Raw genomic sequence first — 26,672 nt, 5'->3', positions numbered from 1 at the left:
ATGGTAGGGCGTGCGCCGACCGCGGCCTATGCCTCCGCCGACCTACCTCTAAAGGGGCAGACGGCTCAGCCGGCGTTGCGCAGGTGCTCCATGGCCCACACGGCGGCCTCGACCCGCGAGCGCAGGCCGAGCTTGTGCAGCAGGTTCTTCACATGGACCTTGACCGTGCCTTCGGTGATGCCCAGCTTGTGGCCGATGACCTTGTTGCTGTAGCCGCCGGCAATGGTCTTGAGCACCTGGCGCTCGCGCTCGGTCAGCTCGACGTCCGCCTGGCGCGGCGGCGAGCGCAGGGCCTGGGCCATGACCCGGGTCAGCCCCGGGCTGATCACCAGCGCGCCGTTCAAGGCGTCGCGCAGGTACTGGATCAGCAGCTCGGGCTCCATGTCCTTGAGCAGGTAGCCGTCGGCGTCCAGGCGCAGGGCGTCGCGGATGTCGTCCTCGGCGTCGGACACGGTGAACAGCAGCACCTTGCCGGCATAGCCCATGGCGCGCAGGCGGCGCAGGGTCTCGATGCCGTTGAGCTGCGGCATGTTGTTGTCGAGCAGCACCAGGTCGGGCCGCAAGGGTTCGATCAGCGCCAGGGCTTCTTCGCCGTGGCCGGCTTCGCCGACGATCTGCAGGTCGTCTTCGAGTTCGAGCATCTGGCGGATGCCGCGCCGCATCATCGGGTGGTCGTCGACCAGCAGGATCCGGTAGGAGGGGGACGGGTTCATGTGACGCTGCCTTCTGTGGGGTGGCCGACCGTCGGGTGGCCGAGAAATTCCGGGCAGAACTCCATCTGCACCCGGGTGCCCTGGGGTGTTCGGGAAAAGATCTGTAACTGGCCGCGCAGGCTGCGGGCGCGCTCGTCCATGATGTTCAGCCCGTGGTGTTCGCGCTGGTCGCACGGCGCGCTGAAGCCGCGGCCGTCGTCCTCGACGGACAGGCGCAGGGTTTCGCCGTGCTGGCGCAGTTGCAGCCAGACGTTCTCGGCGTGGGCATGGCGCAGGCAGTTGGAGAGCGCCTCGCGGGTGATCTGCAACAGGTGGATCTGCTCGCTGGCCGAGAGCTCGAAGGCCAGGCTGTCGAGGTGCAGGTGCACCTGGAAATCGCCGCGCCGGGAGAACTCCTCGGCGGTCGCCTTGAGCTCCTGGGTCAGCCCGGCGTCGTGGATCTGCAAGCGGAAAGTGGTCAGCAGCTCGCGCAGCTGGCGGTAGGCGTTGTTGACCCCTTCGCGCAGTTCGGCGGTGACGTTTTCCAGGGTGCTGACCGGTTCGCCGCGGCGCATCAGGGTCTGCATGCGGCTGACTTGCAGCTTCATGTAGGACAGGGCCTGGGCCAGCGAGTCGTGCAGTTCGCGGGCGATGATCGCGCGCTCCTCGAACAGCAACAGGCGGTGGTCTTGCTCGCGCTGGCGCTTGAGCGACAGCGAGGTGCCGATCAGCGTGGCCAGGGCCTGGATCAGTTCGGTTTCCCAGGTTTGCGGGGCGTGGCCGTCGACGAAGTGCGCCTTGAGTTCGCCCAGCGCGTTGCCCTGGTTGCTGATGCTGAAACTCTGCCGCCCGGTCGGCTGGTGCCGCTGGCAGCTGGCGCAGTCGCTGAGGGCGCAGACCTCGCGGCTGTCGGCGCCATGCAGGGCGATCAGTTGCGGGGTCGGGGCCTGCAACTGGCCGTGCAGGCACAGCGACAGGCGCAGCCCCGGCAGGCGCTGCTGGAAGCGTCGGATCAGCTCGTCCAGGCCTTCGGCGTTGGCCAGCCGCGTGGCCAGGCTGCGGCTGCTCTGGTACAGCAGTTCGAGGGCGGCGTTGGCCTGTTGCAGGTTGAGGGTCTTTTGCCGCACCAGGGTTTCCAGGGTGCGGTGGGATTGCTCGATGGTCTCGGCCATGGCGTTGAAACTGGTGGCCAGCTGGCCCAGCTCGTCCTGGGACTGGTGGTTGACCCGCGCCTGGAAATCGCCGCGGCGAAAGCGCTGGGTGGCTTCCACCAGTTCCTGCAAGGGCGTGACCACGCTGTATTGCAGTTCGTACAGCCCCAGCAGCAGGACGAACAGGGTGGTGAACAGCGCCGCGCCCTGGATCACCTGTTGCCAGGTCTGCTTATGTTCGCTCTGGCGTTGCAGCAGGCTGACGAACTGGTTCAGCTGTTCGACGAAGGGCAGGGCCAGGGCCTGGAACGCCGCGGCGTCGCGCTGCTCCAGGGCGGGCTGCAACTGGTTGTTCCAGCGTTGCAGGATCTGCTGGTAGCTGCCTTGCAGGTCGGCGTCGGCGCCGTCTTCCAGGACCCGCTTGAGCGACGGGCTGTCCAGGCGCTGGCGCAGGCTCTGGCCGATCTCGGCGAGTTCCTCGGCGCTGGCGCCCGCGGCCAGTTTCCAGCTCAGGTGGTAGGTCTCCATGCGCACCGAACCCGCGGTGTTGATGGCCGCGGCGTCGCCCTGGCTGAACCAGGCGATCAGCCCGGCGCTCAGGGAACTGGCCAGGGCCAGCACGGCGATCAGGATCACCGCCAGGCCGGCGCGGGCGGGCAGGGAACTGCGCAGCCAGCGGATCAAGGGCGCGGGCCGCGGACGAAGCGGGGGAAAACGGGCATGGAGGCTCCAGGCGATGACAGGCGATGGTGTGGCCGCCGGTCCCTGGCGCTCTACCTCTAAAGAGTTGTGGTGGGTCGGATCCGCGCGGCGGCGGTGTGCAGCGCCGGCAGGAGCCCGGAAAACCAAGGGTTCAGAGGTTTTTCGGCCCTACCTCGTTGGAGGTAGGCGCCGCAAGCATAGGCCCGCGAGGCCCCGGGCTTCCTTGATCCGGGTCAAGTTTTTGCCGGGTTTGCCTCTCTAGTCTGCGGCCATGAACGACTGACTGGAGAGCGAGATGACCCAACCGCGTGTACGCCAAGGCCTGGTGCTGGGCATGAGTACGCTGGCCTTCACCGTGTGCTTCATGGTCTGGATGATGTTCGCGGTGCTCGGCGTGCCGATCAAGGAACTGCTGGCGCTCAACGAAACCCAGTTCGGCCTTCTGGCCGCCACACCGGTGCTGACCGGTTCCCTGGCACGCCTGCCGCTGGGCCTGTTGACCGACCGTTTCGGCGGGCGCAGCGTGTTCTTCCTGCTGATGCTGAGCTGCGTGCTGCCGCTGTACCTGATCAGCCACGCCACCGCCTATTGGCAGTTCCTGGTGCTGGGGCTGTTCGTCGGCCTGGCCGGCGGTTCGTTTTCCGTCGGCATCGCCTACGTCGCCAAGTGGTTCGACCAGGACAACCAGGGTTTCGCCATGGGCATCTTCGGCGCCGGCAACGCGGGCGCCGCGGTGACCAAGTTCCTCGCGCCGGCGCTGATCGCCGCGGGCAGCTGGCACCTGGTGCCGAAAGTCTTCAGCGCGATCCTGTTTATCACCGCGCTGCTGTTCTGGTTCCTCAGCGCCGACAACAAGGCCCACCGCAGCGCCTCGGGCGCCACCTTGCGCGAGCAGTTGGGCGCGCTGAAAGACCCGGCGGTGTGGCGCTACTGCCAGTACTACTCGATCGTCTTCGGCGGTTACGTGGCCCTGGCGCTGTGGATGACCCAGTACTACGTGCAGGAATACGGTTTCAGCCTGCAGAGCGCGGCGCTGCTGGCCGCTTGCTTTTCCCTGCCGGGCGGCGTGCTGCGCGCGGTCGGCGGCTGGATGTCGGACCGCTGGGGCGCGCAGAGCGTGACCTGGTGGGTGCTCTGGGTCAGCTGGATCTGCCTGTTCCTGCTGTCCTACCCGCAGACCCAGCTGCAAGTGCGCACCGTCGACGGCAGCCTGGATATGCATATCGGCCTGAGTCCCGCGCTGTTCACCGTGCTGCTGTTCGTCATGGGCATCGCCTTCGCCTTCGGCAAGGCCTCGGTGTTCAAGTACATCGCCAACGACTACCCGCAAAACATGGGCGCGGTGTCCGGCATCGTCGGGCTGGCCGGCGGCCTGGGCGGCTTCGTCCTGCCCATTCTGTTCGGCGCGCTAGTGGACCTCACCGGCGTGCGCTCTTCCTGCTTCATGTTGATGTACGGCGTGGTCTGGGTGTCGCTCACCTGGATGTACCTCAGCGAAATCCGCCAGCGCCCGCTGCTGGGCAGACAGCCCCAGGCAGCCGCGGCGCCGTTTTCCAGCATTGCCCAAGGAGAAGACCATGTCGGTTCTTAACACGCCTGACCACGGCCCGGTGATTCACGACTGGCGCCCGGAAGACCCCGCGTTCTGGGGCCGCAGCGGCAAAAAGACCGCCACCCGCAACCTGTGGATTTCCATTCCCGCACTGCTCCTGGCGTTCGCCGTGTGGATGGTCTGGAGCACGGTGATCGTGCGCCTGAACGCCATCGGCTTCAGCTTCAGCACCGACCAGCTGTTCTGGCTGGCGGCGCTGCCGGGGCTGTCGGGGGCGACCTTGCGGGTGTTCTATTCGTTCATGGTGCCGATCTTCGGCGGCCGCCGCTGGACTGCCCTGAGCACCGCTTCGCTGTTGCTGCCGTCGTTGTGGATGGGCTTTGCCGTGCAGGACCCGAACACCCCCTACAGCGTGTTCGTGCTGATCGCGCTGCTCTGCGGTTTCGGCGGCGGCAACTTCGCCTCGAGCATGTCCAACATCAGCTTCTTCTACCCCAAGGCGCAGCAGGGCACGGCCCTGGGCCTGAACGCCGGGCTGGGCAACCTCGGGGTCTCGGTGATGCAGTTCTGCGTGCCGCTGGTGATCACCTTCGGCCTGTTCGGCTGGCTTGGCGGGCAGCCCCAGGCACTGGCCGACGGCAGCCAGCTGTGGTTGCAGAACGCCGGCTTCCTCTGGGTGCCGTTCATTATCGCGGTGACCCTGCTGGCCTGGTTCGGCATGAACGACCTGTCCAGCGCCAAGGCCTCGTTCCGCGAGCAGGCGGTGATCTTCAAGCGCAAGCACAACTGGCTGATGTGCTGGCTGTACCTGGCCACCTTCGGCTCGTTCATCGGTTTCTCGGCGGCCTTTCCGCTGCTGATCAAGACCGCCTTCCCCCAGGTCAACGCCTTGACCTTCGCCTTCCTCGGCCCGCTGGTGGGTGCCCTGGTGCGGCCGCTGGGCGGCTGGCTGGCGGACAAGCTGGGCGGCGCGCGGGTGACCCTGTGGAACTTCGTGGCGATGATCGCGATGGTCTTCGGCGTCCTGGCATTCCTCCCGCAGCAGGGCGAGAGCGGCAATTTCTACGGCTTCCTCGGGATGTTCATGCTGCTGTTCGTCACCACCGGCATCGGCAACGGTTCGACCTTCCGCATGATCCCGGTGATCTTCCGCACCCTGCACGAACAGGCCGCCGCCGGGCAGAGCGCCGCGGTGCGCGAGCAGGCGCAGAAGAACGCCGGCAAGGAGTCGGCCGCGGTCCTGGGCTTCAGCTCGGCCATGGGCGCCTTCGGCGCGTTCTTCATCCCCAAATCCTTCGGCACCTCGATGGCCCTGACCGGCGGCCCGCAGATGGCCTTCTACCTGTTCGTCGGCTTTTACCTGAGCTGCATCCTGGTGACCTGGTGGTGGTACGCGCGCAAAGGCGCGGCGACTCCCTGCTGACACCACATGAATTCATCCCTTGCCCGGCGGGGCGCAGAACCCCGCGGCGAGCCTGAGAGGAAAGCACCATGAGTCATTTGTTGGATCAACTGCGGTTCTTCAACCGCAAGCAAAGCGAATTCGCCGACGGCCACGGGGAGACCCGCAAGGAGTCCCGCGACTGGGAAAACGTCTACCGCTCGCGCTGGCAGTACGACAAGATCGTGCGTTCGACCCACGGGGTGAACTGCACCGGTTCCTGCTCGTGGAAGATCTACGTGAAGAACGGCCTGATCACCTGGGAAACCCAGCAGACCGACTACCCGCGCACCCGCAACGACCTGCCCAACCACGAGCCGCGCGGCTGCCCGCGGGGCGCCAGCTACAGCTGGTACATCTACAGCGCCAACCGCCTGAAATACCCCAAGGTGCGCAAGCCGCTGCTCAAGCTGTGGCGCGAGGCACGCCAGACCCTTGCGCCGGTCGAGGCCTGGGCCAGCATCGTCGAGGATCCGGCCAAGGCCGAGTCGTACAAGAGCAAGCGCGGCATGGGCGGCTTCATCCGTTCCAGCTGGGACGAGGTCAACGAGATCGTCGCCGCGGCCAACGTCTACACCGTCAAGCAATACGGCCCTGACCGGGTGGTGGGTTTCTCGCCGATCCCGGCCATGTCGATGGTCAGCTACGCCGCCGGCGCCCGCTACCTGTCGCTGATCGGCGGCGCCTGCCTGAGCTTCTACGACTGGTACTGCGACCTGCCGCCGGCCTCGCCGATGGTCTGGGGCGAACAGACCGACGTGCCGGAGTCGGCCGACTGGTACAACTCCAACTACATCATCGCCTGGGGTTCCAACGTTCCGCAGACCCGCACCCCCGACGCGCACTTCTTCACCGAGGTGCGCTACAAGGGCACCAAGACCGTGGCCATCACCCCCGACTACTCGGAAGTGGCCAAGCTCACCGACCTGTGGCTCAACCCCAAGCAGGGCACCGACGCGGCGCTGGCCCAGGCCTTCAACCATGTGATCTTCAAGGAATTTCACCTGGACAGGCCGAGCGCCTATTTCACCGACTACGCCAAGCGCTACACCGACCTGCCGGTGCTGGTGCTGCTCAAACCCATGCTCGGCACCGCGCCGGGCGCCGGCTACCAGCCGGACCGCTTCCTGCGCGCCTCGGACCTGGCCGGCAACCTCGGCCAGGACAACAACCCCGAGTGGAAAACCATCGCCATGGATGCCGACGGCGAACTGGTGTCGCCCCAGGGTTCGATCGGCTATCGCTGGGGCGAGCAGGGCAAGTGGAACATCCTGCCCCGGGAAGGCGGCGAAGGCCGCGAGATCGACCTGCGCCTGAGCCTGCTCGGCGGCGACGTCGCCGAAGTGGCGTTCCCGTATTTCGCCGGCGAGACCCAGGAGCACTTCCAGCACGTGGCCGGCGACGCCGTGCAGTTTCGCCGGGTGCCGGTGCGCAGCCTGACCCTGGCCGACGGCAGCGAGGCCCGAGTGGCCACGGTGTTCGACCTGTCGGCGGCCAACCTGGCCATCGACCGCGGCCTGGGCGGTGCCAACGTGGCCAAGGACTACGACGATGCCAGCGTGCCCGGTACCCCGGCCTGGCAGGAGCAGATCACCGGCGTCAGCCGCGAAAAAGCCATCCAGATCGCCCGCGAGTTCGCCGACAACGCCGACAAGACCCGCGGCCGCTCGATGATCATCGTCGGCGCGGCGATGAACCACTGGTACCACATGGACATGAACTACCGCGGGCTGATCAACATGCTCATGCTCTGCGGTTGCGTGGGCCAGACCGGCGGCGGCTGGGCGCACTACGTCGGCCAGGAAAAACTGCGCCCGCAGTGCGGCTGGCTGCCCCTGGCCTTCGGCCTGGACTGGAACCGTCCGCCGCGGCAGATGAACGGCACCAGCTTCTTCTACGCCCACAGCTCGCAGTGGCGCCACGAGAAGATGAACATGCACGACGTGCTCTCGCCGCTGGCCGACAAGCGCCAGTTCCCCGAGCATGCGCTGGACTACAACATCCGCGCCGAACGCGCCGGCTGGCTGCCCAGCGCGCCGCAGCTGGACCGCAACCCGCTGCACATTGCCCGCGACGCCGCGGCGGCCGGCATGGCGCCGAAGGATTACGTGGTCAAGAGCCTGCACGAAGGCTCGCTGCGCTTTGCCTGCGAACAGCCGGACAGCCCGCAGAACTTCCCGCGCAACCTGTTCATCTGGCGTTCCAACCTGCTGGGCTCCTCGGGCAAGGGCCACGAGTACATGCTCAAGTACTTGCTCGGCACCCGTAACGGGGTGATGAACGAGGACATCGGCCAGTCCGGCGACTGCAAGCCGCAGGAAGCCGAATGGGTCGACGAAGGCGCCATCGGCAAGCTCGACCTGGTGACCACCCTGGACTTCCGCATGTCCTCGACCTGCGTCTATTCCGACATCGTCCTGCCGACCGCGACCTGGTACGAGAAGGACGACATGAACACCTCGGACATGCACCCCTTTATCCACCCGCTGTCGGCAGCCATCGACCCGGCGTGGGAATCGCGTTCCGACTGGGAGATCTACAAAGGCATCGCCAAGGCGTTTTCCAGCATGGCTGAAGGGCACCTGGGCGTGGAGCAGGACCTGGTCACCGTGCCGCTGCTGCACGACAGCGTCGGCGAGCTGGCCCAGCCGTTCGGCGGCACCGACTGGAAAACCGCCGGCGTCGCGCCGCAGCCGGGCAAGAACGCGCCGAACCTGCAAATCGTCGAGCGCGACTACCCGAACATCTACAAGCAGTTCACCTCCCTCGGCCCGTTGCTGGAAAAACTCGGCAACGGCGGCAAGGGCATCAACTGGAACACCGAGCACGAGGTGCAATTCCTCGGCGAGCTGAACTACCGCGAAGGCGCCGAAGGCATCAGCCAGGGCCGGCCGAAGATCGACACCGCGATCGACGCCGCCGAGGTGATCCTGTCCCTGGCCCCGGAAACCAACGGCCATGTGGCGGTCAAGGCCTGGGCCGCGTTGTCGGAATTCACCGGCATCGACCACAGCCACCTGGCGCTGCCCAAGGCCCATGAGGCGATCCGCTTCCGCGATATCCAGGCGCAGCCGCGCAAGATCATTTCCAGCCCTACCTGGTCGGGCCTGGAGGATGACCACGTGAGCTACAACGCCGGCTACACCAACGTCCACGAGAACATCCCGTGGCGCACCATCACCGGTCGCCAGCAGTTCTACCAGGACCACCCGTGGATGCAGGCGTTCGGCGAACAGCTGATGAGCTACCGGCCGCCGGTCAACACCCGGACCATCGAGGCGGTGAAGGGCAAGCGTGCCAACGGGCACCCGGAAATCGTCCTCAACTGGATCACTCCACACCAGAAGTGGGGCATCCACAGCACCTACAGCGACAACCTGTTGATGCTCACCCTGAGCCGCGGCGGGCCGATCGTCTGGCTCTCGGAGATCGACGCGAAACGCGCCGGCATCGAGGACAACGACTGGATCGAATGCTTCAACGCCAACGGCGCGGCGACCGCCCGCGCGGTGGTCAGCCAGCGGGTCAAGGAGGGCATGGTGATGATGTACCACGCCCAGGAACGGATCGTGAACGTGCCGGGCTCCGAGACCACCAGGACCCGCGGCGGCCACCACAACTCGGTGACCCGGGTGGTGCTCAAGCCGACCCACATGATCGGTGGCTACGCCCAGCAGGCCTACGGTTTCAACTATTACGGCACGGTCGGCTGCAACCGCGACGAGTTCGTCGTGGTGCGCAAGATGGCCCGCGTCGACTGGCTCGACGGTTCCAGCGGCGACGACCTGCCGCGCCCCCTGCCGACCGAGATGGATTGAGGAGTTGTCATGAAGATTCGTTCACAAATCGGCATGGTCCTGAACCTGGACAAATGCATCGGCTGCCACACCTGCTCGATCACCTGCAAGAACGTCTGGACCAGCCGCGAAGGCATGGAGTACGCCTGGTTCAACAACGTCGAGAGCAAGCCCGGGATCGGCTACCCCAAAGAATGGGAAAACCAGGACAAGTGGAAGGGCGGCTGGGTGCGCAACGCCAATGGCTCGATCAACCCGCGCATCGGCGGCAAGTTCCGGGTGCTGGCGAACATCTTCGCCAACCCTGATCTGCCTGGCCTGGACGACTACTACGAGCCGTTCGACTTCGACTACCAGCACCTGCACAGCGCGCCCCTGGGCGACCATCAGCCGACCGCGCGGCCGCGCTCGGTGGTGTCCGGCAAGCGCATGGAAAAGATCGAGTGGGGCCCGAACTGGGAAGAGATCCTCGGCAGCGAATTCGCCAAACGGCGCAAGGACCAGAATTTCGACCAGATCCAGGCGGACATCTACGGCGAGTACGAAAACACGTTCATGATGTACCTGCCGCGCTTGTGCGAGCACTGCCTGAACCCGGCGTGCGCGGCGTCTTGCCCGAGCGGGGCGATCTACAAGCGCGAGGAGGACGGCATCGTCCTGATCGACCAGGAGAAATGCCGCGGCTGGCGCATGTGCATCAGCGGCTGCCCGTACAAGAAGATCTATTTCAACTGGAAGAGCGGTAAGTCGGAGAAGTGCATCTTCTGCTACCCGCGGATCGAAGCGGGCATGCCCACGGTCTGCGCGGAAACCTGCGTCGGCCGTATCCGCTACCTCGGCGTGCTGCTGTACGACGCCGACCGCATCAGCGAGGTGGCGAGCACCGCCAGCGAGCAGGACCTGTACCAGAAGCAGCTGGAGATCTTCCTCGATCCCCATGACCCGGCGGTGATCCGCCAGGCCCTGGCCGACGGCGTGCCGCAGTCGGTGATCGACGCCGCGCAACGTTCGCCCGTGTACAAGATGGCCGTCGACTGGCAGCTGGCGCTACCGCTGCACCCGGAATACCGCACCTTGCCGATGGTCTGGTACGTGCCGCCGCTGTCGCCGATCCAGAACGCCGCGGCCGCCGGCACCGTGGGCATGAACGGGGTGATCCCGGACGTCGACAGCCTGCGCATCCCCCTGCGTTACCTGGCCAACCTGCTGACTGCGGGCGACGAGAAACCGGTCAAGCGCGCCCTCAAGCGCCTGCTGGCGATGCGTGCCTACAAGCGTTCCGAGCAGGTCGAAGGGGTGCAGGATTTGCAAGTGCTCGAGGACGTCGGCCTGAGCGTGAGCCAGGTCGAGGAGATGTACCGCTACCTGGCCATCGCCAACTACGAAGACCGCTACGTGGTGCCCAGCGCGCACCGCGAGGAAGCCATGAGCGACGCGTTCGCCGAACGTTCCGGTTGCGGCTTCAGTTTCGGCAGCGGTTGCAGCGGCAGTTCCGACACCAACATGTTCGGGGCGAAGAAAGCCAACCGCCGCGACATCCTGAAAACCGTACAGCTGTGGGAGGACTGAGCATGCGCATCCTTAAAGTGATTTCGCTGCTGCTCGATTACCCGAGCGCAACCCTGGTCGAGGGCCGCGACGAACTGGAGCAGGCGATCATCCAGGCCCGGGAGATCAGCCCGAAACAGCGCGGCGCGTTGTTCGAGCTGCTGGAACTGATCTGCAACAACGACCTGATGGACGGCCAGGAACACTACGGCGCGCTGTTCGGCCGCGGCCGCGCGCTGTCGCTGCTGCTGTTCGAGCACGTGCACGGCGAGTCCCGCGATCGCGGCCAGGCCATGGTCGACATGCTGGCGCAGTACGAGGCCGCCGGTTTCGCCATCGGCGTCAAGGAGCTGCCGGACTACATCCCGCTGTACCTGGAGTTTCTCTCCACCTGCGACGACCTGGAGGCCCGCGAGGGCCTGGCCGACGTCGCGCACCTGCTGGCCTTGCTCGCCGCGCGCCTGGAAGAGCGCGAGAGCGCCTATGCCAGTTGCTTCCGCGCCTTGTTGCAGATTGCCGGCGAGGAACCGCACCAGGCGGTGGCCGACCTGCGCGAGCAGGTCGCAGCCGAGCAGCGCGACGACTCCCTGGAAGCCCTGGACAAGGTCTGGGAAGAGGAGGCGGTGGACTTTCTCAAGGCCGAGCAGCAGGAACGTTGCAGCGCCCTGCCGAGCGCCCCGGGCAAGGCCCGGGAAGAGAGCGCGGTACCGCTGCACTGGGTGGGTTTTCAGCATCAGGAGCTGGCCGCCGTGCCAGCCAAGGAGATCGGCAATGTCTAAGTGGAATCTGTTGGCGTTCGGGGTCTATCCCTACGTGGCCCTGGCGATCTGCCTGTTGGGCAGTTGGGCGCGTTTCGACCTGTCGCAGTACAGCTGGAAGGCCAGTTCCAGCCAGATGCTCAACAACCGCGGCATGCGGGTGGCGAGCAACCTGTTCCATGTCGGCGTGCTGTTCGTCCTGGCCGGGCACTTCGTCGGCCTGCTGACCCCGGCCTCGGTCTATCACCCTGTGATCAGCACCGAGCACAAGCAATTGCTGGCGATGGTCTCCGGCGGGTTCTTCGGCCTGCTGTGCCTGATCGGTCTGCTGATGCTGATCAAGCGGCGCTTGAGCGACCCACGGGTCCGCGTCACCTCCAACCCGTCGGACATCCTGATCTTGCTGGTGCTGCTGGCGCAGTTGCTGCTGGGGTTGCTGACCATTGTCGCGTCCACCGCGCACATGGACGGCTCGGTGATGGTGATGCTCGCCGACTGGGCGCAGAACGTCGTGCTGCTGCGGCCCATGGACGCGGCGGCGGCCATCGCGCCGGTCGGCCTGACCTACAAGCTGCATGTGTTCCTCGGCCTGACCCTGTTCGTGCTGTTCCCCTTTACCCGCCTGGTGCATGTGATCAGCGCGCCGGTCTGGTACCTGGGGCGGCGTTATCAAATCGTGCGGCAGAAAATCTGAGGAGGTGCTCATGTCAGGCGGATGTGGATGTGGGGGCGGTAAAGGCGGCAGCGGCGGTTGTGGGTCTTCGGCCCGGGAAGAGCCGGCGCTGCCAGGAGGCGAGGGTAGTGGGGCGCTGGCGTTCACACCGCCGGTGCTGCCCGCGGCCGACGAGGCCCCGGCGCAACTGATTGCCAGCAGCGAGCAGGAGTGGCCGATCGTCAGCGTCAACCAGGTGGCGATCACCCCCCAGGCGCTGGCCCAGGAGCTGCAATATCACCCGGCGCAAAACCGCGAGGAGGCGGTGTACCTGGCGGCCAAGGCCCTGGTGATTCGCGAGCTGTTGCAGCAGCGGATCGCCGAGCTGGGCCTGGAGCTGCACGTGGGCGCCGGCGAGAACCAGGAGGAGGCGGCCACCCGCTTGCTGCTGGAACGCGAGGTGCAGGTGCCGGAGTGCGACGAAGCCAGTTGCTGGCGCTACTACGACAACAACCGCGGGCGCTTTCACAGCGCGCCGTTGCTGGCGGTGCGGCACATCCTGCTCGAGTGCGCGCCGGACGACGCGGCGGCGCGCAGCGTGGCGCGGGTCCAGGCGGAAATCTTGCTGCAACGCCTGGATGAAGCGCCCGACAGCTTCGCCGAGCTGGCGCACAAGTATTCGGCCTGCCCGTCGAAGGCCCAAGGCGGTTCCCTGGGGCAGATCAGCAAGGGCCAGACCGTGCCCGAGCTGGAGCGCCAGCTGTTCGGCCTGGCCCCGGGGCTGGCCGGCCAGCCGCTGGAAAGCCGCTACGGCTGGCATGTGATCCACGTCGACCAGCGGGTCGAAGGCCAGGCCTTGCCGTACGAGGCGGTGGCCACGGCGATCCGCAACCAGCTGCAACAGGGCGTCTGGCAAAAGGCCGTGGTGCAGTACCTGCAAACCCTGGTCGGCGCCGCGGACATTCGCGGCATCCAGTTGCAGGGCGCCGACTCGCCGCTGGTGCAGTAAGGGGAAGGCCATGAGCAATGTGATGCAGGACGGTTTCGGGCGGCAGATCGATTATCTGCGCTTGTCGGTCACCGACCGCTGCGATTTTCGCTGTGTGTACTGCATGGCCAAGAACATGACCTTCCTGCCGCGCCAGCAGGTGCTGACCCTGGAGGAGTTGCAGCGGGTGGCGGCGCTGTTCGTCGGCCAGGGGGTGAGCAAGATCCGCCTGACCGGCGGCGAGCCGCTGATTCGCCCGGGCATCGTCGACCTGTGCCGCAGCATCGCGGCCTTGCCGGGGTTGCGCGAGCTGGTGATGACCAGCAACGGCTCGCAGCTGGAGCGCCTGGCCCGGCCGCTGGCGCAGGCCGGGGTCAAGCGCATGAACATCAGCCTGGATAGCCTGGACCGGCAGAAGTTTCGCGCCATCACCCGCAACGGCGACCTCGAACAAGTGCTGCGCGGCATCGAGGCGGCGCGCGACGCGGGGTTCGAGCGGGTCAAGCTCAACTGCGTGGTGATGAAGGGGCGCAACTTCGACGAAGTGCCGCGGCTGGTGCAGTACGCCATCGAGCAGGGCATCGACATCAGCTTCATCGAGGAAATGCCCCTGGGCGACGTCGGTCGTTCGCGGGGCGAGGCCTTCTGCGCGAGCGACGAGGTGCGGGCGCTGATCGCCAGCCGCCACGCCTTGCTCGACAGCACCGAACACAGCGGCGGGCCGGCGCGTTATGTGCGTCTGGAGCGCCATCCGCAAACGCGGATCGGTTTTATCTCGCCCAACAGCCACAACTTTTGCGGCAGTTGCAATCGGCTGCGCATGACGGTCGAGGGCAAGCTGTTGTTGTGCCTGGGGCAGGAGGATGCCCTGGATTTGCGCGGGTTGCTGCGGCGCTATCCGCTGGATGATCGGCCGTTGATCGAGGCTTTGCACAAGGCGGTGCGGGGGAAGCCGTGGGGGCATGAATTCAGTCCGCAGGGGGTGGTGCAGGTGGTGAGGTTTATGAATATGAGTGGGGGGTGATGAGATTGGGGGTATATCCGTTGCTGCGGTAACGGCTGCTTATGGTTCCGCTCTTACAGCGGGTCACTTTTGGCAAACGCCCCAAAAGTAACCAAAAGGTCTTGCCCCTCCATTCGGTGCCTCGCCTAGGCTCGGCATGCCCTCACTCCGGTCTTGCTCCGGGGGCCGCCGCGAGGGGCCATCCCTGGCCCCGCGCGGCTACCTCGGCATCCCTGCCGAGGTGCCCCCTGCGCAAGACCTGCGCTCGGCCTCTGGGAACGGGGCAGGGTGGATCAAAAGCCGGCGCTGGCGCGACCTACCGGTCGGCGCGAAACGGTGTAGCCGCTGCCGAGCCTGCGAGGCTGCGTACGAGGCCGAAGGACTCGCCAAACCTGCCCACGCGGTTTATCAGGGAAAACGCAGTGCCTGGTTTTGCGACTGCTGCGCAGCCGTACGCAGCCTCGCAGGCTCGGCAGCGGCTACAGGAACCGTGTCCAGCCTCAGGCCGGCCTGTAGGCCGCCGTCTTGCTTTTGATTTTGATCTCAGCGCCCCGTTAACCACGATGGCCGAACGCAGGCATTGAGCCGTGGGCAACCCGGCAGGACGCCGGGTTAGCCGCACGGGGCCAGGGATGGCCCCTTGCGGCGGCCCACGGATCAATGCCGGAGTGAGGGCATGCCGAGCCCTAGCGAGGCACCGAGTGGAGGGGCAAGAGCGTTTTGCTTACTTTTGCGCTCTATCAAAAGTGAGCCGCTGTAAGAGCGGAACCCTAAGTGGCCATGACCGCAGCAACGGATATGTACCCGAACCAAAAAAACTTGACCACGATCAATGGTAACCCAACCGAATCTCCGTAAATTCACTGCATATTGTGTTTTAAGAATCAAAAACACCCATATGTAGTATGCGGAGGTCAAATGCACAGCACCCTGATCAGGCTCGGCAACAACCGCCTGCACAAACGCGACGGCAGCCTGGTTGCCTTCGACGCGGACAAGATCCGCCAGGCCCTGATCGCCGCCGGCACGGCCACGGGCGAGTACACCGAGGTCGAAGCCGAAGGCCTGCTCAAGGCCGTGCTGGCCCACCTGGAACAGCACACGAACCTGCACGTCGAACAGATCCAGGACCGGGTCGAACGGGTGCTGATGGACGCCGGCTTCTTCTGCGCCCTGCGCGCCTACATCGTCTACCGCGAACGGCACGGCCGCCTGCGCCGCGACCGCAAGACCCTGGTCGCGGTGGCGGCCTCGATGAACGAATACCTCGACCGCGAGGACTGGCGCGTCCAGGCCAACGCCAACCAGGGCTACTCCCTCGGCGGGCTGGTGCTCAACGTGTCCGGCAAGGTCACCGCCAACTACTGGCTGGACGAGGTCTACAGCCCAGCCATCGGCCGCGCCCACCGCGAGGCCGACCTGCATATCCACGACCTCGACATGCTCGCCGGCTACTGCGCCGGCTGGTCGTTGCGCACCTTGCTGCACGAAGGCCTCAACGGCGTGCCCGGCCGGGTCGAGGCCGGGCCGCCCAAGCACCTGGGCAGCGCCCTGGGGCAGATGGTGAATTTCCTCGGCACCTTGCAGAACGAATGGGCCGGGGCCCAGGCCTTCAGCTCCTTCGATACCTACCTCGCGCCCTATGTGCGCAAGGACCGCCTGAGCTACCCCGAGGTGCGCCAGGCGCTCCAGGAATTCATCTACAACCTCAACGTGCCGTCGCGCTGGGGCACCCAGACGCCCTTTACCAACCTGACCTTCGACTGGGTCTGCCCGCAGGACCTGCGCGAACAGATCCCGGTGATCGGCGGCGAGGAAATGCCCTTCGCCTACGGCGAGCTGCAAGCCGAGATGGACCTGCTCAACCGCGCCTACATCGAAGTGATGCAGGCCGGCGACGCCAAGGGCCGGGTGTTCACCTTCCCGATCCCGACCTACAACATCACCCACGACTTTCCCTGGGACAGCGACAACGCCGAGCGCCTGTTCGAGATGACCGCGCGCTACGGCCTGCCGTATTTCCAGAACTTCCTCAACTCGGACATGCAGCCCAACCAGGTGCGCTCGATGTGCTGCCGCCTGCAACTGGACGTGCGCGAGCTGCTCAAGCGCGGCGGCGGCCTGTTCGGTTCGGCGGAGCAGACCGGTTCGCTGGGGGTGGTGACGATCAACTGCACACGCCTGGGCCATGTGTTCAAGGGCAATACCAGTGGCCTGTTGCAACGCCTGGACGCGCTGATGGAGTTGGCGATGGAGAGCCTGGAGGTCAAGCGCAAGGTGATCCAGCACCATATGGACGCCGGCCTGTACCCCTACACCCGGCGTTACCTGGGCACGCTGCGCAATCACTTCTCGACCATCGGCCTCAACGGCCTGCATGAAATGCTGCGCAACTTCAGCGCCGACGAACAGGGCCTGCACACTGAGCAGGGGCGCCAGTTCGCCTTGCGCCTGCTGGACCATGTGCGGGCCACCCTGGTGCGCTTCCAGGAGGAAACCGGGCACCTGTACAACCTCGAGGCGACGCCGGCGGAAGGCACCACCTACCGCTTCGCCAAGGAGGACCGCAAGCGTTACCCGGGCATTCTCCAGGCCGGCAGCGAGGACGCGCCGTACTACACCAACTCTTCGCAACTGCCGGTGGGCTACACCGACGACCCGTTCGAGGCCCTGGAGCTGCAAGACGAACTGCAGTGCAAATACACCGGCGGCACCGTGCTGCACCTGTACATGGCCGAGCGGATTTCCTCGGCGGCGGCCTGCAAGCAACTGGTGCGCAAGGCCCTCGGGCGCTTCCGCCTGCCGTACCTGACCGTGACCCCGACCTTTTCCATCTGCCCGGTGCACGGCTACCTCGACGGCGAACACGAGTTCTGCCCCAAGTGCGACGAAGCCCTGTTGCTGGCCCAGCAATCGGGCAGCGTGCACTGATTTTTTTCCCACCCTCGCAAGGAGTTTCACCATGAACACATCGCACACATTGCCCCAGGCGCAACGCCAGCGCTGCGAAGTCTGGACCCGGGTGATGGGGTATCACCGCCCGGTCGCGGCCTTCAACCCGGGCAAACAGTCCGAGCACCGCGAGCGCCAGCACTTCACCGAGCCGGCGGCCGCGGCAGGGCAGCCATGAGCCGAGGGCTGCGGGTCGGGGGCCTGGTGCCCCTGACCACCCTCGACTACCCGGGGCTGCTGGCGTGCGTGCTGTTCTGCCAGGGCTGCGCCTGGCGTTGTCGCTACTGCCACAACCCGCAACTGATCGCGCCGCGCGGCAACGAGGAAATGGACTGGTGCCGGGTCCGGGGTTTTCTGCAACGCCGCCAGGACCTGCTCGATGCCGTGGTGTTCAGCGGCGGCGAGCCGACCTTGCAGGACGGTTTGCGCGGGGCGATGGACGAGGTGCGCGCCATGGGCTTCCGGGTCGGCCTGCACAGTGCCGGGATCAAGCCCAAGGCCTTTGCCAAGGCGCTGGCCGGCGCCGACTGGGTCGGCTTCGACGTCAAGGGCCTGGCCGAGGACGTTCCGGCGATCACCGGGATCGAGGGCAGCGGCCGGGCCAACTGGCGCAGCCTGGAACACCTGCTGGCCAGCGGCGTCGACTACGAATGCCGGACCACCGTGCACTGGCATCTGTTGCAGCCAGCGCGGCTGCTGCTGTTGGGGCAACGCCTGCAAGCGTTGGGGGTCAAGCGCTTCGCGGTGCAGATGGTGCGCCCCGCGCGCATGCTCGACCCGCAGCTGTCGAGCGCGCCGCAAGCGGTGCTGGTGCCCGACCTGTGGCAGCACCTGCGCGAGATGTTCGGGCAGTTCGTGTTGCGCGGCTAGGGCGGGGCGGGCGAGGGCGGGCTTGACCTCGAGCCGCCCGGGCCGTCAGCGGTCCTCGAGGTGTTCGGCAAAGGTGCTGCCGCGATAACGTTCGCGGAACACCCCGGCTTCCACCAGGCGTGGAACCACCTGTTCGAGGAACAACTGCAGCGAGCCGAACGAGCCGCCCGGCGCCGCGATAAAACCGTCTATCGCGCCGGCGTCGGCCCAGTCGAGGATCTGTTCGACGGCGTCGTCGACAGTGCCGACCACCTGCCAGTGGGCGGCGGAAATGACTTCCGGGCGCAGCAGCAATTGCTCCAGATACAGGGACTCGCGCTCGATCAACCGGCGCAGCAGGTTGCTGTGGGTGCGGCTGGCGGGGTTGTCCGCCGGCGGCGGCAGGTCGGTGGCGCCGACGGGCCGATCCACGGGCCAGTCGCTGAGGTCGAGCCCGATCATCTGCTTGATCGACGCCAGCTTGCGGGCCTTGTCGACGTGCTCGTGGGTCTGCATGAACAGTTCGTGGGCCGCCTTGCGGCTTGGCGCCAGGTACAGGCTCAGGCCGGGCAGCAGGCGCACATCCTGAGGCGAGCGGCCATGGCGTTCGGCGCGCCGCGACAGGTCGCGGCGCAGTTCGAGCGCGGCGGCCTTGTCCGGCGTCGGAGCGAACACCAGGTCGGCGACCGAAGCGGCGAAGTCTCGCCCGGTGTCCGAGGCGCCGGCCTGGATCAGCGGAATCCGCGCGTTGGCGAACGCCGGCAGGTTGAGTGGGCCGCGTACGCGCAAATAGGTACCGTCGTGGTCGATGGGGCGAACCTGGGCGACGTCGGCGTAGCGCCCGTTCTGCCGATCGATCAGCAGGGCTTCGTGGGGGAAACTGTCCCATAGCCGGAGCACCACCTGGGTGAACTCGGCGGCCCGGGCATAACGTTCTTCGGCGCTGGGCATGGCCTGCAAGCCGAAGTTTTCGTGGCCCTGCAACGCCGTGACGATATTCCAGCCTGCCCGCCCGTTGCTGATCCAGTGCAGCGATTGCAGTTGCCGTGCGACCACGTAGGGCGGGAAGAAGGTGGTCGAGACCGTGGTCACCAGGCCGATGCGCGAGGTCTCGCGAGCCACGGCGGCGAGCAGCACCGTGGGGTCGAGGCTGGCGAAGCCGGAACCGGTGGCCAGCACTTCCAGGGGCAGGTAGCTGACGTCGGGCCGAAAGACGAAATCGAGGTGCGCAGCTTCCGAGCGCCGGGCGATGTCGACCGCGAAGTCGGCGGAGAAAATCCCCTCGATATTGCTGTCGGCGCGACGCCAGGCGTCGCCGCTCAACCAGGTCGGGGCCAGCGACATGCCGATGTGCAGCTGTTTGCGGGTACTCATCTGTGGCCAATCTCCTGCGCGCGCAGCAACGGCGCGCGACGGTTGTGTGGGTTGTGTGTGGCGGGCCTCAAAACGCGCCCTTGACGCCGATCCCGACCGTGCGTGGCTGGGTCATGCTCGCCTCGATGCCGCCGATGCCGCGGTTTTCCTGCATATAGGTCGGCGAGCGATCGTCGAAGACGTTCTTGACGTAGCCGTAGAGCTGCACCTGGTCGTTGAAGCGGTAGCTCATGCGGGCGTCGGTGAGGGTGTAGGGCTTGATCGAGTAGGCCGAGGTGTTGGCGGTGTCGGAGTAGTAGCCGTCCAGGTAACGCACCTGGGCGTTGAGGTTGAGGCGCTCGGTAATGTCCCAGCTGGGGCCGACGCTCAGGGTGTAGCCGGGCGAACGGGCGAACTCGTTGTGTTCGTAGCCGGCGTTGCTGGAGATCTTGTCGATGCGGGTGCGCAGCGTGCCGGCGCTGGCCTTGAGCGTCAGGTTGTCCAGCAGGCGGTAGTCGGCCGCCAGTTCCAGGCCGTAGGCATGGGCCTTCTCGGCATTGATGGTGTAGGACTGGGCGACCCCCGGCGAGATCACCACCGGGATGTTGTACTGGGCGTCCTTGAAGTCCATGTAGAACAGGTTGCTGCTCAGGGTCAGCCGGTCGTCGAGCAGGTTGGCCCGGGTGAACAGTTCGTAGTTCCAGATCGACTCTTCCTTGAAATAAGCCCACTGCCGGGTGCTCAGGTTGAGGGACACGCCGCCCGGGTTGTAGCCGCGGCTGACCAGGGCGCCGACTGTCCATTGCGGCGTCACGGCATAGGCCAGGGACACCTTGGGCAACACCGCCTGGAAGGTTTTCTGGTAGTCCAGCGCCTGGGGCGCGAGCACCGAGTTGCCAAGCCGTTCGATGCGATCCTGCTGGTAGCGCAGGCCGGTGCTCAGGGTCCAGCGCTCGGTCAGGCGGTAGTGCAGTTCGCCGAACAGGCCGAAGTTTTCCTTGGTGTCGTCGAAGGCGGACAGCCCGCGCAGGTTGAGGGTTTCGTCGGTTTTGGTGTGGGCGTAGTAGAGGCCGCCCATCCCGCTCAGCACATCCTCCTGGTCGCCGAAGGTGATACGCGACTCGTTGGAGGCGTTCTTCTGCCGGACATCCGCGTCGCCTTGCCCGGCGGCCCCGGTGACCCGGTGCACCGACGACAGGGAATACTGCGCCTGGTTGAACAGCTTGATGCCGTTGTCCAGGTCGTAGGCGACGTCGAGGATGCTGGTGTTGGTGTCCTGCTCCCAGCTGGGCATGGTGGTGCTGCTGTGTTCCAGCTTGTGGAAGGGCGCCGAGGCCGCTTCCTGGGTCGGGCGGTTGGTGTCGTTGTGCGAAAAGGTGAACTTGGTCTCCAGCCCCGGGATGTTGCTGGGCAGCCACAGCAGCTTGGCGCGCAGGTTCAGGGCGCGGAAATCCTGATCGCTGCTGCCGCGCTGGAAGTTCGGGTTGTCGTAGTCGATGAAGGTGTCGCGCGCGGAATAATCCACCGCCAGCCGTCCGGCCAGGTCCTCGCCCAGCAGCGGGCCGGAGACCGCTAGCGAACTGCGCCGCGAGTGGTAGCTGCCGATTTCCGCCTGGTAGGCCGCCTCGGGGGTGAAGGTCGGGTCCTTGGTGTTGACGATGATCGCCCCGGCGATCGCGTTCGCCCCCTGGGAGGTGGTCTGCGGGCCGCGGAAGACTTCGATGCGGTCGACGTCCCAGACCGAGGTGGCGCCGAAGAACATCTCGTTGTAGTTCAGGTAGTGGCCGTCGAGGTTGATGGTGGCGCGGGGCACCGTGCCACCCCAGAACACGTTCTGCCCGTTGTTCGGCCCTTGGGTGTCCTGGCCACGGATGATCGGCGCGCCCACCGAATCGGTGTAAATCACGTTCGGCACATCGTCGATCGCTTCCCGTACCGAGGCGTTGCCGGTTTCTTCGCGGTCGAGGTCCCGGGCGGTCTTGACCGAGACGGACGACGCGGTGTTCTTCAGGTCGCGTTCGAGTTTCTCGCCGGTGACGACAAACGACTCCAGGGTGATGCCGGCTTTGTCGGCGGTCTTGGTTTCCTGCGCCAGGGTGGCGGGGGACGCCAGCAGGGTCGACAGTGTGAAGACGCCGATGCCATGCCCGAAGGCGCGATGGGGTTGTGCCATCAAGTTACTCTCCAAATAGGAATGATCCTCATTAGCGGCGAGCCTATCATGCGCCTACGATATTCCTCAATAAGGAATAGGTTCTGCATTGTGGTATTTTTGGCGGCTCGCCAAGCCTGCAGAAAATCATTCCTGGCGCAGGGGGAATCGGTATCATGAGCGGCGCCTGGCGCTGTCGCCGGGCAGGGGCGCCGCCCGTGGAACCGCGGCGGCCAGACACTGGTGAGGAGACTGAGCTTTTGAAGAATTTGCCGCCCCCGTCGGACGATGCGCTGGATGAACCACGCGAAAAGCGCTCCGGCACCATTCAATCGGTTTCGATCGCGGCGCGTTTTCTGAATGTCCTGGCCAATGCCGAGGGCGAGCTGGCGCTCGGCGAGGTCGCCCGGCGTACCGGAACGGGCGGCTCGACCGCCCATCGCTACCTGCAAAGCCTGGTCAAGGAAGGGCTGGCCAAGCAGGACCCGGTCAGCGGCCTGTACGACCTGGGGCCGGCCGCGCTGAGCATTGGCATCGGCGCCTTGAAACGCATCGACGCGGTGGAGATCGCGGCGCAGCACATGAAGTCGCTGGCCCATGGGCATGCCGCCAGCGGCGGGGTAGCGATCTGGACGGACCGGGGGCCGACCCTGGTGCGCTGGTACCGCAGCGCCTACTTCTCGATCAACCCGCTGGCGCTCGGCGATATCCTGCCCATCGACAACACCGCGTGCGGCCTGGTGTTCCAGGCGTTCCTGCCCAAGGCCACCATCGATGCCGCGCGCAAGCAGCAACCGGCGCATTTTCGCGGCAGCCCGCCGAGCAGCGCGATACTCGACGAGGTGCGCCAGCGGTGCTGGGCCGAACTGACCAGCCATCTGTTGTCGAACGTGACGGGGCAGGCAGCGCCGGTGTTCGACGCCCAGCAGGAAATCGTCTGCGCCATGACCACGGTCACCGACCTGGGGCAGTTGCAATCGCCCGAGGATCGGGATGCCTTGTTCCGCGCCGCTGATCTGGTCAACCAGGCCACGGGCGGTCGGATCATCGACGCCAGCCAGCGGCCGTTGCGCTCCTGAGTCCCTGAGTCAGCGCCCGGCGCCGAGCGCTATCGCGGGGGCCAGACCGATCCGGGCAGCCCCCTGGGCACCACCAGCGGTGTGCCGCTGACCGGGTCGGCGATGATGATCGAGGCCAGCCCGAACACCTGTTCGACCAATTGCTCGGTGAAGATCGCCGCGGGTTTGCCCTGGGCGACGATCGTGCCCTCGCGCAGGGCGATCAGGTGGGAGGCATAGCGGCAGGCCTGGTTGAGATCGTGCAGTACCGCGACGATGGTGCGCCCCTGGCGGTTGAGTTCGGCCAGCAGTTCGAGCAGCTCGATCTGGTGGACGATGTCCAGGTAGGTGGTCGGTTCGTCCAGCAGCAGGATCGGCGTTTCCTGGGCCAGCGCCATGGCGATCCAGACCCGTTGCCGCTGGCCGCCGGAAAGCTCGTCGAGCAGGCGTCCGGCCAGCTCGGCGACCCGGGTCGCTTGCATGGCGCGAGCCACCGCCTGCTCGTCGGCCGGTGACCACTGCATCAGGAACGACTGGTGCGGGTAGCGCCCGCGGGCCACCAGGTCGGCCACGGTAATGCCGTCCGGGGCAATCGCGCTTTGCGGCAGCAGGCCCAGGCGCCGCGCCACTTCCTTGGCCGGCAGCGTCCGGATGTCCTTGCCGTCGAGCAGGACCCGGCCCTTGGTCGGCGCCAGTAGCCGGGACAATGCCGCCAGCAGGGTGGACTTGCCGCAGGCGTTGGGGCCGACGATAACGGTGAACGAGCCGTCCGGCACGGCGAGGGAAAGATTCTGCGAAATGGTGCGCGTATCGCGGCGCAAGGTTACGGCATCCGCGGACAGGCGGTGGGTCATCGAGGGCGGCTCCTGGCAGGCGGGGAAGAGGGGAATCTTGCAATTTCAGAATCGATTCTACAATATGGAATGATATGTATGATAATCATTATCATATAGTCGGCAGTCAAAGCTTGCGCCTTTTCCTGCTTTCCACCCATTAATCGCGAACGATCCCCCGATGACCACCCGACGTTTTTCCGCTCTGTCGCTGGCCGCCGCCCTGGTGCTGGCGGGCCATCCGGCGCTGGCGCAGCCAACGCGTATCGTTTCCACCACCCCCAGCGTGACCGGCATCCTGCTGGCCATGGACGCGCCGCTGCTGGCCAGCGCGGCGACCACGCCCAGCCGCCTGACCGATACCAAGGGCTTTTTCTCGCAATGGGCGCAGGTGGCGGACGAGCGGGGCGTCGCGGTGCTGTACTCCAACCTGCGTTTCGATATCGAAGCGGTGATCGCCAGCGATCCGGACCTGGTGATCGCCTCCGCCACCGGCGCCGACAGCGTCGCCGCGCACCGGGCCGAACTCGAGGCACAAGGGATCGACACCCTGGTGGTCGACTATTCCAACCAGCGCTGGCAGGACATCGCCACCGAGCTGGGGCAACGCACCGGGCTCGAGCGGCAGGCGCAGGCGGCGATCCAGCGCTTCGACGCCTACGCCGCGCAAGCGGCGGCCCGCCTCACGCCGCCGCGGGAGCCGGTGAGCATTGTCGGCTACAACATCGCCGGGAGTTACTCGATCGGCCGGCTCGGCAGCCCGCAGGCCCGCCTGCTCGCGGCCCTGGGGTTTAGCGTGGCGCCGTTGCCGCAGGCGCTGGACGCCCAGGTGACGCGGGCTTCAGATTTTCAGTTCATCTCCCGGGAGAACCTGCCCGCGGCCATCGCCGGCGACAGCGTGTTCCTGTTGGGCGCCGGCGACAGCGACGTACAGGCGTTTCTCGCCGATCCGGTGCTGGCCAATCTGCCCGCGGTGCGCAACAAGCGGGTCTATGCCCTTGGGCCGAGTTCGTTTCGCATCGACTATTACTCCGGGCAGCAGATGATCGACACCGTGGCCGGGTACTTTCGCTGAACCATGCGCCTGCCCGCCCATTCTCTCGCCAGCGCCGGACCAACCCGGGTATCGCGTCCACGCCGTCGCGCCTGGGGGCTGCTGGCCGGCACGCTGCTGCTCGCGCTCATGGCCCTGCTCAGCCTGGCCGTCGGTTCGCGGCCCATTCCCCTGGCCGCGACCCTGGACGCCCTGCAAGCCATGGACCTGCACAACGATGAGCACCTGATCGTTCGCGAACTGCGTCTTCCGCGGACCCTGATCGGCTTGCTGGCCGGACTCGCCCTGGGGGTGGCCGGCGCGGTCATGCAGGCGGTCACCCGCAACCCCCTGGCCGAACCGGGGCTGCTGGGGATCAATGCCGGCGCGGCGCTGGCGGTGATCGTCGGGGCGGCGGCGTTCGACCTGGTGAATATGCTCCAGTACGTCTGGTTCGCCTTCGCCGGCGCGGGGCTGGCCGGGGTTGCCGTGTTCATGCTCGGCCAGGCCCACGAGACCGGCACCAACCCGGTCCGCCTGGTCCTGGCCGGGGCCGGCCTGTCGGTGATGCTGGCGTCGCTGACGGGCATCATCGTCCTCAACGCACCGCCGGAAGTCTTCGACAAATTTCGCCACTGGGCCGCGGGCTCCCTGGCCGGCAGCGGCTTCGCCGCCCTCGGGGTGCTGGCGGTGGCGGTCGGCGCGGGGCTGCTCGGGGCCTTTTCGATTGCCGCCAATCTCAATGCCCTGGCGTTGGGCCAGGACCTCGGCCGGGCGCTGGGGGTGAATGTGCGCCTGACCTGGCTGCTCGCCTGCCTGGCGGTGATGCTGCTGGCAGGAGCGGCCACCGCCGCGGCCGGGCCGATCGGTTTCGTCGGCCTGGTGGCGCCGCATATCGCGCGGCTGCTGGTCGGCCCGGACTATCGCTGGCTGTTGCCTTACTCGGCGCTCCTGGCCGCGGCGCTGTTGCTCGGCGCCGATGTGCTGGGCCGGGTGGTGGCCGCGCCGACGGAAATCGCCGCCGGCATCGTCGCCTTGCTGCTGGGCGGCCCGTGTTTCATCGCCCTGGTCAGGCACCTGCGCTTGAGCCGCTTATGAGCGATTTCATGGTCTTGCGCCTGGGGCCCTGGTCGATCCGCTGCCGCGCGCGCGCGGTCATCGTCTGCGGCGTGCTGGGCCTGCTCGGCTTGCTGCTGGGGGCGTTGTTGCTGGGCACCGGTACCCTGGCCTTGGGGCCGGGGGAGGTGCTGGCCAACCTGCTGGGCCACGGCCAGGACCCCACTGCGCAACGCATCGTCTTTCGGGTACGCCTGCCGCGGGTGCTCACGGCGCTCCTGGTCGGCAGCGCGCTGGGCATGGCCGGGGCGATCTTCCAGTCGATTTCGCGCAACGCGCTGGGCTCGCCGGATGTCATCGGTTTCACCACCGGGGCCGCCAGCGGCGCGATCGTGCAGATCATGCTGTTCGACGCCGGCCCGCTCGCGACCTCGCTGGCGGCGGTCGCCTCGGGCCTGGGCACGGCCTTGCTGGTGTTCGTGCTGGCCATGAAAGGACGGACCAGCGGCGGCTACCGCCTGGTGCTGGTGGGCATCGGTGTGGGCGCCAGCCTGGCCGGGCTGAACAGTGTGCTGCTGGTGACCGGCAACCTCGACCAGGCCATGTTCGCCCAGCTCTGGCTCGCCGGTTCGCTCAATACCCGCACCTGGTCCCACGTGTTACCGGCGGCCCTGGGGTTGTCGCTTATCGTGCCTGTGGCGCTCTATCACAGCCGGCGCGTCGATCTGCTGGAGATGGGCGACGCCACCGCCAGCCAGCTCGGGGTGGCGGTGGAACGCACTCGCCTGGTCATGGTGCTGGCCGCGGTGGGCCTGACCGCGATCGCGACCGCGGCGGCGGGGCCGATTGCCTTTATCGCCCTGGCCGGGCCGCAATTGGCCCGACGCCTGACCTTGTCTCCTGAGGTGCCGCTGGTGTCGGGAGCGCTGATGGGCGCGGTGTTGCTGCTGGCCGCCGACCTGCTCGGCCAGCGCCTGCCGATCAATGCCAATTTGCCGATCGGCCTGGTGACCGGGCTGTTGGGCGGTTGTTACCTGCTGTGGTTGCTGGCTCGCAGCAAGCGCGTCTGACTCTGGCCGCGCGCGGCCCACCGGCGAATCGC

At 66.5% G+C, this 26,672-nt stretch carries 20 protein-coding genes; 15 read left to right on the top strand and 5 right to left on the bottom strand.

The window, feature by feature from the left end; all coding sequences use genetic code 11:
* Positions 1-65: 65 nt before the first annotated feature.
* Entirely contained in the window at positions 66-713 is a 648-nt protein-coding gene (narL, locus tag BTN82_RS17015; RefSeq protein ID WP_075120287.1) for a two-component system response regulator NarL, read from the bottom strand.
* The gene (locus tag BTN82_RS17010) at positions 710-2,527 is read right to left on the bottom strand and encodes a HAMP domain-containing protein (protein WP_075120286.1); all 1,818 of its coding nucleotides are present in this window, start codon (positions 2,525-2,527) and stop codon (positions 710-712) included. The genes narL and BTN82_RS17010 overlap by 4 nt, the downstream gene beginning before the upstream one ends.
* A gap of 313 nt (positions 2,528-2,840) precedes the next feature.
* On the opposite strand from BTN82_RS17010, the gene BTN82_RS17005 reads away from it, so the two are divergent.
* From BTN82_RS17005 to BTN82_RS16945, 11 genes are all read left to right on the top strand, one after another.
* Positions 2,841-4,136 carry an MFS transporter gene (locus tag BTN82_RS17005; RefSeq protein ID WP_075120285.1) on the top strand — a complete coding sequence of 432 codons (1,296 nt, stop codon included), beginning with the start codon at positions 2,841-2,843 and terminating at the stop codon, positions 4,134-4,136.
* The gene (locus tag BTN82_RS17000; protein ID WP_075120284.1) at positions 4,123-5,520 is read left to right on the top strand and encodes a NarK family nitrate/nitrite MFS transporter; all 1,398 of its coding nucleotides are present in this window, start codon (positions 4,123-4,125) and stop codon (positions 5,518-5,520) included. The genes BTN82_RS17005 and BTN82_RS17000 overlap by 14 nt, the downstream gene beginning before the upstream one ends.
* 68 nt (positions 5,521-5,588) lie before the next feature.
* Positions 5,589-9,356, top strand: a complete 3,768-nt coding sequence (locus BTN82_RS16995; protein ID WP_075120283.1) for a nitrate reductase subunit alpha — start codon at positions 5,589-5,591, stop codon at positions 9,354-9,356.
* A 9-nt stretch (positions 9,357-9,365) separates the two neighbouring features.
* Positions 9,366-10,904, top strand: coding sequence for a nitrate reductase subunit beta (gene narH, locus BTN82_RS16990; protein ID WP_075120282.1), 1,539 nt, complete (start codon positions 9,366-9,368; stop codon positions 10,902-10,904).
* A 2-nt stretch (positions 10,905-10,906) separates the two neighbouring features.
* Positions 10,907-11,662 carry a nitrate reductase molybdenum cofactor assembly chaperone gene (gene narJ / locus BTN82_RS16985; RefSeq protein ID WP_075120281.1) on the top strand — a complete coding sequence of 252 codons (756 nt, stop codon included), beginning with the start codon at positions 10,907-10,909 and terminating at the stop codon, positions 11,660-11,662.
* On the top strand, positions 11,655-12,335 hold the full coding sequence (gene narI / locus BTN82_RS16980; RefSeq protein ID WP_075120280.1) for a respiratory nitrate reductase subunit gamma: 681 nt from the start codon (positions 11,655-11,657) through the stop codon (positions 12,333-12,335). The genes narJ and narI overlap by 8 nt, the downstream gene beginning before the upstream one ends.
* Before the next feature lie 10 nt (positions 12,336-12,345).
* Positions 12,346-13,302, top strand: a complete 957-nt coding sequence (locus tag BTN82_RS16975; protein WP_075120279.1) for a peptidylprolyl isomerase — start codon at positions 12,346-12,348, stop codon at positions 13,300-13,302.
* A 10-nt stretch (positions 13,303-13,312) separates the two neighbouring features.
* Entirely contained in the window at positions 13,313-14,305 is a 993-nt protein-coding gene (gene moaA / locus BTN82_RS16970) for a GTP 3',8-cyclase MoaA (RefSeq protein WP_075120278.1), read from the top strand.
* Between the two features lie 897 nt (positions 14,306-15,202).
* Positions 15,203-17,215 carry a ribonucleoside triphosphate reductase gene (locus BTN82_RS16955; RefSeq protein ID WP_075120277.1) on the top strand — a complete coding sequence of 671 codons (2,013 nt, stop codon included), beginning with the start codon at positions 15,203-15,205 and terminating at the stop codon, positions 17,213-17,215.
* A gap of 31 nt (positions 17,216-17,246) precedes the next feature.
* On the top strand, positions 17,247-17,414 hold the full coding sequence (nrdD, locus tag BTN82_RS16950; protein WP_075120276.1) for an anaerobic ribonucleoside-triphosphate reductase: 168 nt from the start codon (positions 17,247-17,249) through the stop codon (positions 17,412-17,414).
* Positions 17,411-18,106, top strand: a complete 696-nt coding sequence (locus BTN82_RS16945) for an anaerobic ribonucleoside-triphosphate reductase activating protein (RefSeq protein WP_075120275.1) — start codon at positions 17,411-17,413, stop codon at positions 18,104-18,106. The genes nrdD and BTN82_RS16945 overlap by 4 nt, the downstream gene beginning before the upstream one ends.
* A gap of 45 nt (positions 18,107-18,151) precedes the next feature.
* Here the strand turns inward: BTN82_RS16945 and BTN82_RS16940 are convergent, their stop codons facing one another.
* Positions 18,152-19,459 carry an NtaA/DmoA family FMN-dependent monooxygenase gene (locus tag BTN82_RS16940; RefSeq protein ID WP_075120274.1) on the bottom strand — a complete coding sequence of 436 codons (1,308 nt, stop codon included), beginning with the start codon at positions 19,457-19,459 and terminating at the stop codon, positions 18,152-18,154.
* Between the two features lie 67 nt (positions 19,460-19,526).
* Positions 19,527-21,611 carry a TonB-dependent receptor gene (locus BTN82_RS16935; protein ID WP_075120273.1) on the bottom strand — a complete coding sequence of 695 codons (2,085 nt, stop codon included), beginning with the start codon at positions 21,609-21,611 and terminating at the stop codon, positions 19,527-19,529.
* Positions 21,612-21,883: 272 nt separating this feature from the next.
* Here BTN82_RS16935 and BTN82_RS16930 point away from each other — a divergent pair, with 272 nt between their 5' ends.
* The gene (locus tag BTN82_RS16930; protein WP_148169585.1) at positions 21,884-22,669 is read left to right on the top strand and encodes an IclR family transcriptional regulator; all 786 of its coding nucleotides are present in this window, start codon (positions 21,884-21,886) and stop codon (positions 22,667-22,669) included.
* A gap of 29 nt (positions 22,670-22,698) precedes the next feature.
* On the opposite strand, the gene BTN82_RS16925 is transcribed toward BTN82_RS16930, so the two are convergent.
* The gene (locus BTN82_RS16925; protein WP_075120271.1) at positions 22,699-23,502 is read right to left on the bottom strand and encodes an ABC transporter ATP-binding protein; all 804 of its coding nucleotides are present in this window, start codon (positions 23,500-23,502) and stop codon (positions 22,699-22,701) included.
* A 160-nt stretch (positions 23,503-23,662) separates the two neighbouring features.
* On the opposite strand from BTN82_RS16925, the gene fepB reads away from it, so the two are divergent.
* Genes fepB through BTN82_RS16910 form a run of 3 tightly spaced genes read left to right on the top strand, consistent with a single transcriptional unit; the run spans position 23,663 to position 26,640 of the window.
* Positions 23,663-24,556 carry a Fe2+-enterobactin ABC transporter substrate-binding protein gene (gene fepB / locus BTN82_RS16920; protein WP_075120270.1) on the top strand — a complete coding sequence of 298 codons (894 nt, stop codon included), beginning with the start codon at positions 23,663-23,665 and terminating at the stop codon, positions 24,554-24,556.
* Between the two features lie 3 nt (positions 24,557-24,559).
* Positions 24,560-25,612 (top strand): FecCD family ABC transporter permease, encoded by a 1,053-nt coding sequence (locus BTN82_RS16915; protein WP_075120269.1) that lies wholly within the window; start codon positions 24,560-24,562, stop codon positions 25,610-25,612.
* Complete coding sequence (locus BTN82_RS16910; RefSeq protein ID WP_075120268.1) at positions 25,609-26,640, top strand: FecCD family ABC transporter permease; 1,032 nt, start codon at positions 25,609-25,611, stop codon at positions 26,638-26,640. The genes BTN82_RS16915 and BTN82_RS16910 overlap by 4 nt, the downstream gene beginning before the upstream one ends.
* Positions 26,641-26,672: the final 32 nt, after the last annotated feature.

Source organism: Pseudomonas chlororaphis, from assembly GCF_001921865.1.
Classification (GTDB): Bacteria; Pseudomonadota; Gammaproteobacteria; order Pseudomonadales; family Pseudomonadaceae; genus Aquipseudomonas; species Aquipseudomonas chlororaphis_D.
The sequence above is the reverse complement of the archived record's forward strand: the minus strand, read 5'-3'. Positions and strand labels throughout refer to the sequence as shown.